The sequence below is a fragment of the Sphingomonas sp. CBMAI 2297 genome (genome assembly GCF_029870595.1).
In the GTDB taxonomy this organism is placed as follows: Bacteria; Pseudomonadota; Alphaproteobacteria; order Sphingomonadales; family Sphingomonadaceae; genus Sphingomonas.
The window spans coordinates 26,396-39,065 of the sequence record NZ_JAPDIR010000019.1 but is presented as its reverse complement, the minus strand read 5'-3'; the positions used below and the strand labels follow the sequence as shown (position 1 = coordinate 39,065).

The 12,670-nt window shown below is 69.7% G+C and carries 14 protein-coding genes; 10 read left to right on the top strand and 4 right to left on the bottom strand.

Features of this window, described 5'->3' with window-relative positions:
• The first annotated feature begins 56 nt into the window (after positions 1–56).
• Positions 57–1,409 carry an MATE family efflux transporter gene (locus OMP43_RS20115; protein ID WP_280281336.1) on the top strand — a complete coding sequence of 451 codons (1,353 nt, stop codon included), beginning with the start codon at positions 57–59 and terminating at the stop codon, positions 1,407–1,409.
• On the opposite strand, the gene OMP43_RS20110 is transcribed toward OMP43_RS20115, so the two are convergent.
• On the bottom strand, positions 1,390–2,139 hold the full coding sequence (locus tag OMP43_RS20110) for an MJ0042-type zinc finger domain-containing protein (protein WP_280281335.1): 750 nt from the start codon (positions 2,137–2,139) through the stop codon (positions 1,390–1,392). The two genes, OMP43_RS20115 and OMP43_RS20110, sit on opposite strands and share 20 nt — an antisense overlap.
• Positions 2,140–2,297: 158 nt before the next feature.
• Between OMP43_RS20110 and ftsE the strand changes: the two genes are divergently transcribed.
• From ftsE to OMP43_RS20090, 4 genes are read left to right on the top strand one after another with little or no spacing between them, the layout of a single operon-like run.
• The gene (ftsE, locus tag OMP43_RS20105; protein ID WP_280281334.1) at positions 2,298–2,999 is read left to right on the top strand and encodes a cell division ATP-binding protein FtsE; all 702 of its coding nucleotides are present in this window, start codon (positions 2,298–2,300) and stop codon (positions 2,997–2,999) included.
• Complete coding sequence (locus OMP43_RS20100; protein ID WP_280281333.1) at positions 2,996–3,880, top strand: FtsX-like permease family protein; 885 nt, start codon at positions 2,996–2,998, stop codon at positions 3,878–3,880. The genes ftsE and OMP43_RS20100 overlap by 4 nt, the downstream gene beginning before the upstream one ends.
• Complete coding sequence (locus OMP43_RS20095; RefSeq protein WP_280281332.1) at positions 3,877–4,407, top strand: YdcF family protein; 531 nt, start codon at positions 3,877–3,879, stop codon at positions 4,405–4,407. Before OMP43_RS20100 ends, OMP43_RS20095 begins: the two co-directional genes overlap by 4 nt.
• Positions 4,407–5,090, top strand: a complete 684-nt coding sequence (locus OMP43_RS20090; protein WP_280281331.1) for a lysophospholipid acyltransferase family protein — start codon at positions 4,407–4,409, stop codon at positions 5,088–5,090. Before OMP43_RS20095 ends, OMP43_RS20090 begins: the two co-directional genes overlap by 1 nt.
• A gap of 322 nt (positions 5,091–5,412) precedes the next feature.
• Here the strand turns inward: OMP43_RS20090 and OMP43_RS20085 are convergent, their stop codons facing one another.
• Positions 5,413–6,354: a prephenate/arogenate dehydrogenase family protein gene (locus OMP43_RS20085; RefSeq protein WP_280281330.1), complete on the bottom strand. Its 942-nt coding sequence runs from the start codon at positions 6,352–6,354 to the stop codon at positions 5,413–5,415.
• Positions 6,354–7,451, bottom strand: a complete 1,098-nt coding sequence (gene hisC / locus OMP43_RS20080; RefSeq protein WP_280281329.1) for a histidinol-phosphate transaminase — start codon at positions 7,449–7,451, stop codon at positions 6,354–6,356. The genes OMP43_RS20085 and hisC overlap by 1 nt, the downstream gene beginning before the upstream one ends.
• Before the next feature lie 84 nt (positions 7,452–7,535).
• Here hisC and OMP43_RS20075 point away from each other — a divergent pair, with 84 nt between their 5' ends.
• Genes OMP43_RS20075 through OMP43_RS20055 form a run of 5 tightly spaced genes read left to right on the top strand, consistent with a single transcriptional unit; the run spans position 7,536 to position 12,147 of the window.
• A complete protein-coding gene (locus tag OMP43_RS20075; RefSeq protein WP_280281328.1) occupies positions 7,536–9,083 on the top strand; it encodes an NAD(P)/FAD-dependent oxidoreductase in 1,548 nt (515 codons plus the stop codon).
• 32 nt (positions 9,084–9,115) lie between these two features.
• Positions 9,116–10,252, top strand: a complete 1,137-nt coding sequence (locus OMP43_RS20070) for a homoserine O-acetyltransferase (protein ID WP_280281327.1) — start codon at positions 9,116–9,118, stop codon at positions 10,250–10,252.
• A complete protein-coding gene (locus OMP43_RS20065) occupies positions 10,249–10,686 on the top strand; it encodes a GNAT family N-acetyltransferase (protein WP_280281326.1) in 438 nt (145 codons plus the stop codon). The genes OMP43_RS20070 and OMP43_RS20065 overlap by 4 nt, the downstream gene beginning before the upstream one ends.
• Complete coding sequence (gene metW, locus OMP43_RS20060) at positions 10,683–11,270, top strand: methionine biosynthesis protein MetW (protein ID WP_280281325.1); 588 nt, start codon at positions 10,683–10,685, stop codon at positions 11,268–11,270. Before OMP43_RS20065 ends, metW begins: the two co-directional genes overlap by 4 nt.
• A 19-nt stretch (positions 11,271–11,289) precedes the next feature.
• Complete coding sequence (locus tag OMP43_RS20055; RefSeq protein WP_280281324.1) at positions 11,290–12,147, top strand: pirin family protein; 858 nt, start codon at positions 11,290–11,292, stop codon at positions 12,145–12,147.
• Between the two features lie 10 nt (positions 12,148–12,157).
• On the opposite strand, the gene OMP43_RS20050 is transcribed toward OMP43_RS20055, so the two are convergent.
• Positions 12,158–12,592 (bottom strand): hypothetical protein, encoded by a 435-nt coding sequence (locus tag OMP43_RS20050; protein WP_280281323.1) that lies wholly within the window; start codon positions 12,590–12,592, stop codon positions 12,158–12,160.
• Between the last annotated feature and the right edge of the window lie 78 nt (positions 12,593–12,670).

Sequence of the window (12,670 nt, the reverse complement as noted above, 5' to 3'; positions counted from 1 at the left end):
AAGCCATTGCCGCACGCTTTTCCAAACGGCGCGAAATCCGCTAAGCGCGCCCTCCCATGCGCCTCTCCCCCGCCCTTTCCGCCGAGATGCGCCGAATCCTGTCGCTTGCCTGGCCGGTGGCGCTGACCAGCCTCAACTGGACGATCCTCCACGTCACCGACGTGATCGTCGTCGGCTTCACCGGCACGGAGGAGGTGGCCGCGCTGGGGGCGAGCCGCGCGCTCACCTTTCCGGGCATCGTGATGGGGCTGGGCGCGCTTTCGGGCGTGCTGGTCCATGTCTCGCGCGCCGATGGCGCGAAGGACCTGCCCGGCACCGGCCGCGCCTTTCACCAGGGGCTGCTGCTCGCCATCGCGCTGGGCATGATCAGCGCGCTGACGCTGTTCGCCCTTGCCGAGCCGATGCTGCGCGGCATCGGCGTGGCGGGCGAGATCGCGCCGCTCGCCGCCGACGTCGTGCGAGTGATGGCGCTCGCCTATCCCTTCCAGCTGCTGATCGTCACCGCGAGCTTCTTCCTGGAAGGCGTGAGCCGGCCGCAGCGGGTGACGGTCGTCAACCTTGCGATCCTGCCGGTCAACGCGCTGCTGGCCTGGGCGCTGTCCGGCGGGCATCTGGGCCTGCCCGCCCTGGGCGCCGTCGGCGCGGCGCTGGCCACGACGATCGCCTCGGCGCTCGGCGCGGCGGGGATGATCGGCGCGGCCTGGACGCTGCCCCGGGCCAGGCAGCGCGGCGTGCACGACCTGGCCGGCATCTTCAGCCGCGCCTCGCTGAAGGGCGCGCTGGGGCTCGCGCTGTTCGGCCTGGTCCCCGCCATCGCCTCGGGGCTCGAGCTTATCGGCTTCTCGATCCTGATCGCCCTCTCGACCGAACTGGGCGAAGTCACCACCCATGCCTTCCAGATCGTCTTCTCGATCCACAATGTCACCTTCTCGGTGGCGCTGGGGCTGGGATCGGCGGCGGGCGTCCGCGCGGGCAACGCCGTGGGCGAGGGCGTGCCCCAGGCCGCCGCGCGCCGGGCCGCCATCGCCGCGGCCCTGGCGGCCCTGGCGACGGGCGTGCTGGCGGCGCTGCTGATCCTGATCCCGCACCCCTTCGTCGCGCTGTTCCCCGCAGTGCCCGAGGTGCAGAGGCTCGCGCTGGCGATGCTGCCGATATGGGCGCCCTTCATCCTGTTCGACGGGATGCAGGTGGTGTTCGTCTATGCGCTGCGCTCGCTGGGCGACCAGGTGGTGGCCGGCGTCAACTCGGTGATCGCCTTCTTCCTCGTCACCGGCGGGGCGGGGCTGGCATTCGTCCATCTTGCCGGCTGGGGCGCGACCGGCCTGGTCCTCGCCTCGGGATTCGGCATGGTCGTCGCCGCCGCGCTCCACGGCACGCGGCTCTGGTGGATCAACCGCCGATTTCGGTAGCGAAGCTCAGCCGCGCCGTGCTCGCGCTGCGCGGCGGGTCGAGCTGGGCCGAATTGAAGTCGATCGTCTGCTTGGGGCCGATCTCGCGCACCTGCGGCGTCACGCGCCAGCTATAGACCAGCTGGTTCTGCTTGTCCCTGAGCTCGATGCGGATATCGGGCACGCGCTGCTTGTCCGAAGTGGGATTGGCCACCTTGCCCGAGATGATGAACAGCTCGCTGCCATTGGTCTGGGTGCGCAGCTCGGCGTTCTTGTCGGCAAAGACCAGCGGTGTCTCGACCTCGCCGCCGACGCCGAGGCCGAACCCCATCTGCGCCGCCAGCCCGGGCGCGCCCGAATAGAGGATCGCCCCGGTGCCGAGCAGCATCGAGAAGCCGGCGACGAACGCGGCCGCGGTCCAGCGCCGCGCCGGATTCCTGCGCGGCTTGAACGGCGGCTGGGGCGCGAAGGGATCATAGTCCGGCGCGGGCCCGCCGGCCGCGGCGGTGATCGACGCGTCGTCGAACACGCGCGGCGGCGGAGCCTCGCGCTTCGGCGCCTCGGCCGCGCGGCCCGTGGCCTGGGTGACCGGGCCGTCGGCGTCCGTCGCCCGCGTCGTCAGGTCGAGCGCGACCGGCGCCTGGAACCAGCTGTGCTTGCAGCTCGCGCAGCGCACCGTGCGGCCATCGGCGCCGATGGCGCTGTCGGGCACCAGGTAGCGGGTACGGCACTGGCTGCATTCGAGGATCATTACGCGCGGCTCACGACACGGGGCCCTGTCGCCCGATTGTCACGATTCTAGACCCATCGATTCGCGCCCACAAGAGTCCCCCGCCCGAGTATCCCCAGCTTCTTGTGACCCGCCAGCGGCTGTGCGATGGCAGGTGCGAGGGAAGCGCCGGGAGCCAGATGGCCAGCATCGTCCAATTCGAGAATGTCGGCCTGCGCTATGGTTCGGGCGACGAGACTCTCTCGGACATCAGCTTCACGCTGAACACCGGCGCCTTCTATTTCCTCACCGGTCCCTCCGGCGCGGGCAAGACCTCGCTGCTCAAGCTCCTGTATCTGGCCCAGCGCCCGAGCCGCGGCACGGTGCGCCTGTTCGGCGAGGACGCGGGCGCCCTGCCCCGCGCCCGCCTGCCCGGCTTTCGCCGGCGGATCGGCGTGGTGTTCCAGGACTTCCGGCTCGTCCCCCATCTTTCCGCCTATGACAATATCGCACTCCCCCTGCGGATAGCAGGCGTGTCCGAAGGCGATATCGAGGCGCCGGTGCGCGAGATGCTCGCCTGGGTGGGGCTGACCGATCGCGGCCGCGCCCGGCCGCCGACGCTTTCCGGCGGCGAGCAGCAGCGCATCGCCATCGCCCGCGCGGTGATCGGCCGCCCCGAGCTGCTCGTCGCCGACGAGCCGACCGGCAATGTCGATCCCGACATGGCCGAGCGGCTGCTGCATCTGTTCGACAGCCTCAACCGCCTGGGCACCACCGTGGTGGTCGCGACGCACGACTTCCACCTGCTCAACCGCATTCCCAACGCGCACATGATGCGGCTCGAAAAGGGCCGGCTCAACGACCCGACCGGCGCATTGCGCAACCCGCCGGGGCGCGCATGAAGCTGAGCCTCAACCCCAATGCGCCCGATCGCCGCCTGCTCGACGAGAGCCGGCGCACGCGCGCCATGACCTGGATCATGGCGATCATGCTGTTCCTGACCGTGCTCGCCGGCGCGCTGGGGCTGGGCATGTTCGCCGCCACCGCGCAGCTCGACCGGCAGCTCGCGGGCCGGCTCACCATCCAGATCGTCGAGCCCAATGCGGCCATGCGCGACGGCGAGGCGGCGGCGATCCGCGCGGCGGTGGCCAGGATCCCGGGCGTGGCGCGCGCGGCCGAAGTCGATCGCCAGCGGCTCGCCGAGCTGCTCAAGCCCTGGCTGGGCGACACCGGGCTCGATCCCGATCTGCCGATGCCGGCGATGATCGATGTCGAGGTGCATGGCAGCAGCCTGGCCATGGTCGAGCGCACCGCCCGCGCCATCGCGCCCGGCGCCCGGATCGACCGGCACGCGCAATGGCTCTCGCCGGTGCGCGGCTTCATGACCACGATGAGCTGGCTCGCGGTGGGGCTGATGCTGCTGATCGCCACCGCCACCGCCGCCGTGGTGCTGCTCGCCGCGCGTTCGGGGCTGGACACGCACCGCGACACCATCGATGTGCTGCACATGCTCGGCTCCACCGATGTCCAGATTGCCCGCCTGTTCCAGCGGCGGATCGCGTTCGACACGCTGTTCGGCGGCCTGCTCGGCACTGCCGCGGCGCTGGGGCTCGTCTGGTTCCTCCAGTCGCGCATGGCGCTGGTCGGCTCGGAGATGCTGAGCGGCGTGGCGTTGCAGCAGCGCGACTGGTTCCTGCTCCTGCTGCTGCCGCTGGGCTTCGCGCTGCTCGCCACCTTCGCGGCGCGGAGCACCGTGCTGCGCGCGCTGGGCCGCACGCTGTGATCCTGCGCCTCATCGCCCTGGTGGTGATCGCCTGGCTGCTCGGCTTCGCGGCGTTCATGCTGTCGCTCGGCCATCCGCTGGAGAACCGCAAGACCGACGCGATCGTGGTGCTGACCGGCGGATCGAAGCGGATCGACCGCGGGCTCGAGGTGCTGCGCGCCGGCGATGCGAAGCGGATGCTGGTCAGCGGCGTCGATCCCGATGTGCGCCCCGGCGAGTTCGCGGCGGAATACAAGATCGACCGGCAGCTGATGCGCTGCTGCGTGGACCTGGGCTGGCAGGCGGTCGACACCCGCTCCAACGCGGAGGAGACCGCGGAATGGGTGAAGGAGCATCAGTATAAGACGGTGCGGCTCGTGACGTCCGACTGGCATATGCCGCGCGCCCGGCTCGAACTGGCCCATGCCCTGAAGGGCGTCGAGGTGATCGGCGATCCGGTGCGCAGCCAGCCGGGCTTCGCGATGCTGTTCCGCGAGTATCACAAATATCTCGTGCGGCGGATCGCGCTGCTGCTCGGTGCCAGCTGATGAACCTGCTCCGCACGCTCGCCTTCTCGATCTTCTTCTACGGCCTGTCGGTGCCGATGGTGCTGCTCGTGCCCCTGGTGGCGCTGCTGGGCGGCGATTCGCTGCGCAGCTATGCGATGGGCTGGGTGGCGCTGATGCGCTGGTCGGCGCGCTGGATCCTGGGGATCCGGGTGAAGATCGAGGGCGAGATTCCCAAGGGCCCGGTGCTGTTCGCGGGCAAGCACGAATCGCTGTTCGAGGCATTGGAGCTGAGCCGGCTGCTGGGCTCGCCCGCCACGGTGATGAAGCGCGAGCTGGCGCGGATCCCGCTCTGGGGCTGGGCGGCGCGGCGCTATGGCGTCATCATCGTCAACCGCACCGCCAATGCCTCGGCGCTGCGCGCGATGATGAAGGACGCGCAGGCCGCATTGAAGCAGGGCCGATCGGTGATGATCTTTCCGGAGGGGACGCGGGTGAAGCCGGGCGAGAAGCCGGAGCTGCGCTCGGGCTTTGCCGGGCTCTACCGGATGCTCGACCTGCCCGTGGTGCCGATCGCAGTGAAGAGCGGCCATGTCTGGCCCAAGCACGGGATCAAGAAGCCGGGCGTCGTCACCTTCCGGTTCGAGCCGATGATTCCGCCGGGCCTGCCCCGCGCCGAGGCCGAGGCGCGGGTGCATGCGGGGATCAATGCGCTGAACGGCTGAGCGCTACCGGCCGGCGCCGCCCGCGGCTTGCAATGTAGGACTTCGCATGGCCTGCTCCCGCGGCCGGATTGGCGCCCGGCCGCTCTTTCGACCTGTTGGAGAAATAGGACCCCTCGCGCGCAAGGAAGTTGCGAGATGCCCCGCATCCTCGGGAAAACAGGGAAATTTGCACGCCGCGAACCGGGCAGCGGGTAGAGGCTTTCGCGACCTTTCGGCGGACCGTCCCGATCGCCCTGTAGGAACCCGGAGGCAGGCCCCACTCAGCAAACGCCGTCATCCTGCCTTTGCGGGGATGACGAGAGAGGGAGTATCGGTCCCCAGCCTAGTCGTGCGTGCGGCCGAAATCGGGCGCCGCATCGTCCTGGCCCTGCTCGATGATCGAGCGCCGGATCGCGCGGGTGCGGCTGAACAGCTCGAACAGCTCGTCGCCCTTGCCCCAGCGGATCGCGCGCTGGAGCGCCGTCAGATCCTCCGAGAAGCGCTGGAGCATGTCCAGCACCGCTTCCTTGTTCGCCAGGAACACGTCGCGCCACATGGTCGGATCCGAGGCGGCGATGCGCGTGAAGTCGCGAAAGCCGCCGGCCGAATATTTGATCACCTCGGACTGGGTGACTTCCTCCATGTCCGAAGCGGTCCCGACGATCGTATAGGCGATCAGGTGCGGCAAATGGCTGGTCACCGCCAGCACGCGATCGTGATGATCGGGCGCCATCGTCTCGACCTCGGCGCCCAGGCGGCGCCAGAATTCGCGGACGCGCTCGATGGCGAAGGGCGTGGTCCCCTCCACCGGCGTGACGATGCACCAGCGGCCGTGGAACAGCGAGGCGAAGCCGGCCTCGGGCCCGCTATTCTCGGTGCCCGCCACCGGATGCGCGGGAACGAAGGTCGCCTCCGGCAGCGCGGCGCGCACCGCCTCGACCACGCTTTCCTTGCACGAGCCGACATCGCTGACGATCGCGTCGGCGGGCAGGTCCGCGGCGATGTCGGCCGCGGCCCCGGCCATCGCGCCGACGGGAACGCAGAGGATGACGAGATCGGCATCGATCACCGAGGTGCCCGCGGTGTCGGCGACGTCGTCGCACAGCGCGATGCGCAGGGCAGTCTCGCGCACCGCCGGATCGGCGTCGAAGCCGGTCACGCGCACGCTCGGCATGTGCTGCTTCACCGCGCGCGCGATCGACGAGCCGATCAGGCCCAGGCCGATGATCGTCACCCGGCCGAAGGGCGGCTGCTGCCGCTGGTCTTCCGCAGGCGCGGGCAGCATCAGCCCTCGCCCGCCATTGCCCGCAGCGCCGCGATCACGCCGCGCGTCTCGTCCTCGGTGCCGATGGTGATGCGCAGGCCGTGCGGGAGCCCCTGGCCGGGCAGCCAGCGGACGATATAGCCGGCGTCCATCAGCCCCTTGTACGCCGCCTCGGCGGTGAGATGGCCCTCGAACAGCACAAGGACGAAATTGGCCTGGCTCGGCACGGCGCGCAGGCCCTTGTTGCCCAGCTTGGCGATCTCGTCGGCGAACCAGCGGCGCCACTCGGCATTGTGCGCCTTGGTGTGGGCGACGAAATCGGTATCGCCCAGCGCCGCGACCGCCGCCGCGGTGCCCGCGATGGTGATCGAGAAGGGCAGGCGGATGCGGTGCATCGCCTCGATGATCGGCGCGGAGGCATAGCCCCAGCCGATCCGCTCGGCGGCGAGGCCGTACATCTTGGAGAAGGTGCGCGTCACCAGCACGTTGGGCGCGGTGCGGGCCAGCTCCATGCCGCCATCGTCGTCATCGCCTTCGATATATTCGGCATAGGCATGGTCGAGCACCAGCAGCACATGGCTGGGCAGCCCGGCATGGAGGCGCAATATCTCCGAACGGGGCGCGTAGGTGCCGGTCGGGTTGTTGGGGTTGGCGACGAAGACGATCCGCGTGCGCTCGGTCACCGAGGCGAGGATGGCGTCGACATCGGTCGCATAGTCCTTGTCCGGCGCCACCACCGGCGTCGCGCCGACCCGGCGGGTGGCGATCGGGTACACGGTGAAGCCGTAATGGACATAGATGATCTCGTCGCCCGGGCCGGCAAAGGCGCCGGCGGCCAGGTGGAGCACCTCGTCCGAGCCGTTGCCATAGATGATGCGGGCGGGATCGAGGCCGTATTTCGCCGCGATCGTCTCGCGCAGCTCGACGGCGCTGGCATCGGGATAGCGCTCGAGGCTGGTCGCCGCGGTCAGGAACGCGTCGCGCGCCTTTTGCGAGGTGCCGAGCGGATTCTCGTTGGACGAGAGCTTCGAGACCTTGCGGCCGTCATCGGTGGTGGAGCGCCCCGGCACATAGGGGGCGATTTCCATGATCCAGGGCTTGGGAACAGGTGCGGTCATGGCCGCGCGGCTTGGCGGAATGGTTACCGGATGGCAAGGGTCACGCGCTAGGGCTTCATGGTTAAAGGGAGCCGGGGAGGGGCAATGCGGGGGAACGGCATCGTCTGGCGCGCGCTGGAAGCGGCGCGGCGACGCAATCTGGAAGCGGCCGGCGAGGCGATGCCGGTCAAGGGCGAGAGCGGCGCGACGCGGCGCGCGGTGCTGCGGGCGCTGGCCGCGGCCGGCATGGCCGGCGCCCTGCCCCGCCCCGCCGCGGCACGCGCGCCAGGACGCGTCGCGATCATCGGCGGCGGCATCGCCGGCCTCAGCGCGCTCCACCATCTGCGCAAGGCGGGCGTCGACGCATTCCTGTACGAAGGCCGCAACCGCACCGGCGGGCGGATGCACACCCACCGATCGGGCGACTGGACGTTCGAGGCGGGCGGCCAGCTGGTCAACACCAATCACTATGACATGCACGCGCTGCTCGCACGCTACGGCGTGGCGCTGCTCGACCGCAAGAGCGAGCCGCACGACACGCTGATCCTCGCCGATGGCCGGCTCGTGAGCGACGCGGAGCTGGCCGCGGCGCTGCGCCCGATCGCCGCGCAGATCGGCCGGGACGCCGATCGGCTCGACCGGGACCATGCCCGCGTCGCCCCCGCTCTCGATCGCCTGTCGATCCACGACTATCTGGAAAGTCACGCCGCGCAGATCCGCGAGCCCTGGGTCCGCCAGCTGCTCGAGGCGACCAGCCGCACCGAATATGGCGTCGAGCCGAACCGCGCCTCGGCGATCGAGCTGATCTTCAACCTGCCGACGGTGGACGGCCGGCGCGCCGAAGTGCTGGGCGGCGCCGACGAACGCTATGTGATCGAGGGCGGCAGCTCGGCGCTGGTCGAGGCGATCAGCGCGGTCCATGCCGACCGGATCGCCACGGGCAAGCGCCTGCACCGGGTCGAGCCCGGGCTGAAGCTGCATTTCCTCGACGGCTCGGCCGCGGATGCCGATACGCTGATCGTCGCGGTGCCGGGGCCGCTCACGCGCCAGATCGATTTCCGCGTGCCGCTTCCCGCCGCCTGGCGCGCGTTCATCGGCGAGATGGAGCTGGGCTTCAACGAGAAGGTCCAGTCCGGCACCAACGCGACGCCGTGGCGCCACCCGATGGGCGTGGGCGGCGAGCTGTGGCAAACCGATCCGCGGGCCGGCTGGGCGCTGGGCTGGGACGGCAGCGTCCATCGCAAGGACGGGCTGTCGCCGGTCTGGACCTGGTTCCTCGGCGGCGGCGAAGTGCTGCGCGCCGCGAGCGAGGCGCCGTCCGCGCTCGCCGCGCGCTTCGCCGCCAGCGCCGCCGCCGCGATCCCCGGGCTGGTCGAGGCCGCCACCGGCCCGTTCACGCGCACCAACTGGCATGCCCAGCCACTCACCCTCGGCGCCTATTGCAACTATGCCCCCGGCCAGCTCACCCGCTTCTCGAAGCTGCTGTACGTCGAAGGCGAGGGCAACGACCAGGTGCCCCATGCGGGACGGATCTGGTTCGCGGGCGAGCATCTCTCCGATGCCTTTCCGGGCTATATGAACGGCGCCGCGCAGACCGGACGGATGGCGGTCGCCGCCGTTCTCGGCACGCGGATCGATGCCAAGGCCGCTTGAACCGCGGCGCGCAGCCTCCTAACGACCGCGGAATGTCCGACGATCCGCGTTATGGCACTGGCCGTTCGGTGACTCTGCCGGGGCCGCTGCGCCTCGACGGCGGCGGGCTGCTGTCGCCGCTCGACATCGGCTACGAGACCTATGGCACCCTCGCCGCTGATGGCGGCAACGCGATCCTGGTGTGCCATGCGCTGACCGGCGACCAGCATGTCGCCTCCACCCATCCGCGCACCGGCAAGCCCGGCTGGTGGGCGCGCATGGTGGGGCCGGGCAAGCCGATCGACACCGATCGCTATTTCGTCGTCTGCTCGAATGTGCTGGGCAGCTGCCTGGGCAGCTCGGGGCCGGCGACGGTCAACCCCGCCACGGCCAAGCCCTGGGGGATGGGCTTTCCGGTCATCACCATTCGCGACATGGTCCGCGCCCAGGCGATGCTGCTCGACCATCTCGGCGTGGGCAAGCTGTTCGCCGTGGTCGGCGGCTCGATGGGCGGCATGCAGGCGCTGAGCTGGGCGGCGACGTTCCCCGAGCGCGTCGCCTCGGCCGTGGTCATCGCCAGCGCCGCGCGGCACTCGGCGCAGAACATCGCCTTCCACGAAGTCGGCCGCCAGGCGGTGATGGCCGATCCCAAATGGCGCGGCGGCGACTATTATGCCGACAATGATCCCCCCGCCGCCGGGCTGGCGGTGGCGCGGATGGCGGCGCACATCACCTATCTTTCCGAGGCCGGGCTCACCGCCAAGTTCGGGCGCAAGCTGCAGAGCCGCCCGGAGAAGCCGGACGGCGCCAAGACCTTCGGCTTCGACGCGGACTTCCAGGTGGAGAGCTATCTGCGCCACCAGGGCCTGGCGTTCGTCGACCGGTTCGATGCCAATTCCTACCTCTACATCACCCGGGCGCTCGACTATTTCGACCTGGCCGAGGAGCATGGCGGGCTGCTCGCCAACGCCTTCCGGGGCAGTGGGGCGCGCTTCTGCGTGGTGAGCTTCGACACTGACTGGCTCTATCCGACGAGCGAATCGCGCACCATCGTCCACGCGCTCAACGCAGCGGGCGCGCGGGCGAGCTTCGTCGAGCTGCGATCACCCTTCGGCCATGACGCCTTCCTGCTCGAAAGCCCCGAGCTCGACCGGGTGGTGCGCGGCTTTCTGGAGGCGGGCACGGCATGAGCGACTATCGCATCTCGTTCGACAAGGCCGAGCTGGATCTCGACCTGATCCATGCGTTCCTGAGCGGCTCCTATTGGGCCAGGGGCATCCCGCGGCACATCGTCGAGACCTCGATCGCGCACAGTTTCTGCGCCGGCGCCTTCGCCAAGGACGAGGCCGGCCAGGACGAGCAGGTGGGGTTTGCCAGGCTGATCACCGATCATGCCACCTTCGCCTATCTGGCCGACGTGTTCGTGCTGCCCGCGCACCGGGGCCGGGGCGTGGCGACGCAGATGCTCGAAGCGGTGCAGGCGCATTCCGAGCTGGCCGGCCTGCGCCGCTGGCTGCTCTTCACCCGCGACATGCAGCCGCTCTACGCCAAGCTCGGCTGGACGCAGATCCCGCATCCCGAGCGCTGCATGGAACGGCACGACGTGGATCTCTACACGCGATGACCCTGCGCCCGGACCTGGCGATCATCGCGGCGAACGTGGCAGCGGGCAGCCGCGTGCTCGATGTCGGCTGCGGCGACGGCGCGCTGATGGCGGCGTTGCGCGACACCCGCCAGGTCGATGCGCGCGGTCTGGAGCTCGACGCGGGCGACGTGGCGGCGGCGGTGGGCCGGGGGCTCTCGGTGGTACAGGGCGACGCCGATACCGACCTGGCCGACTATCCCGACAACAGCTTCGACTATGCCATTCTCAGCCAGACGCTGCAGACCACCCGCCATCCGGACATGGTGCTGGAGAACCTGCTGCGCATCGGCAAGCACGCGTTCGTCTCCTTCCCGAATTTCGCCCATTGGCGAGTGCGCGCCTCGCTGCTGTTCGGCGGGCGGATGCCGGTGACGCGGCTGCTGCCGGTCGAATGGTATGCCACGCCCAACATCCACCATGTGACCGTCGACGATTTCCGTGCGTTCGTGCAGGGCCGAGGGATCACGCTGGAGGGCAGCTGGTTCCTCTCGGGCGACCAGAGCTGCGGATCGGCGATGGCCAATCTGTTCGCCGAACATGCGGTGTTCCTGCTGAGACGGTGAAGTGAAGTGAGGTGATGCGATGCGGACGGTGAAGCGGGTGCATCCGGCCTTTCGCGACGACATCGGCGATCTCGTCACCCGGCGCCCGGTGCCGGGCCCGGCGATCGGGCATGTCGGCGCCTTCCTGTTCCTCAACCATCACGGCCCGCAAGCCTATCCGCCGAACAATCGCGGCCTGCCCTTCGGCCCGCATCCGCATCGCGGCTTCGAGACGGTGACCTTCATCCTGGCGGGCGAGCTGGCGCATACCGACAGCGCCGGCCATGCGAGCATCATCCGCGCCGGGGGCATCCAGTGGATGACCGCCGGCAGCGGCATCGTTCACGCCGAGGTCTCACCGGCGGACTTCAAGCGCGACGGCGGGCCGATGGAGATACTCCAGCTCTGGGTGAACCTGCCCGCCCGGCTCAAGATGACCGCCCCGCGCTATGTCGGCGCGCAGGCCGAGGCGATCCCCGCGGTCGCCACCGGCAGCGGCGCCACCATCCATCTGATCTCCGGCGCATTCGGCGATGCGAGGGGCACGGTCGATTCGCTCACCGGCGTGTTCCTGAGCTGGGTCGAGATCGCGGCCGGCGGCAGCGTCACCTTCTCCGGCCTCGAGGGGCGCGACGTGCTCCTCTATGCCGTGCGGGGCATGTTCCACGTGGAAGGCACCCCGGTCGCGCATTTCCATCTCGCCGAGCTGACCCCGGGCGACGCGGTGACCATCACCGCTTCCGAGCCGGCGCTGTTCCTGTTCGGCCACGCCGCGCCGATCGACGAGCCGATCGTGGCGCATGGCCCCTTCGTGATGAACAGCGAGGCGGAGATCCGCCAGGCCTTTCTAGACTATCAGGCCGGCCGGTTCGGCATCGCCGAGATCGTCGAGGCCTGAATTCCCGGGCCTAGCGCCGCACGCCCCAGTTGACGGTGACGTTGGTCACGGCCGTGCCCGGCTCCGCCATCACCCGCAGCGTGCGCCGGTCGCCGTCCGCCGCACTGAACGACTTGCGGTCCTCGATGCCGGGCGTCAGGCCCGAGGCGATGGCCTGCTCCTTCGACCAGGCGAGGATCGCCGGGGGCGCGGCGAAATCGGTGTAGATCACCGTGCCGCTGCGCTTCCCCGTCGCCGCGACATCGCCGCTGGTGCAGCTGATGATCTTGGCTTCCTTGTAGACCGGCACGAAATCGGGCTTGTCGTTGCAGGTGCCGGCGGCGACCTTGGCCGGCACACCCTTCGAGGTCGCCTCGATCACGTTCTGCGCGGCGGGATCGTTGGTCGTCCTCGGCCCGCCACAGGCCGCCGCCAGCAAGGCCAATCCTGTCACCGCGCCGCGCATGGCAATTCCCTCATCGATCAGAACGGAACCTGCTACCTAGCGCGCAATGCATTCCATATAATATTATGATTTACCAGG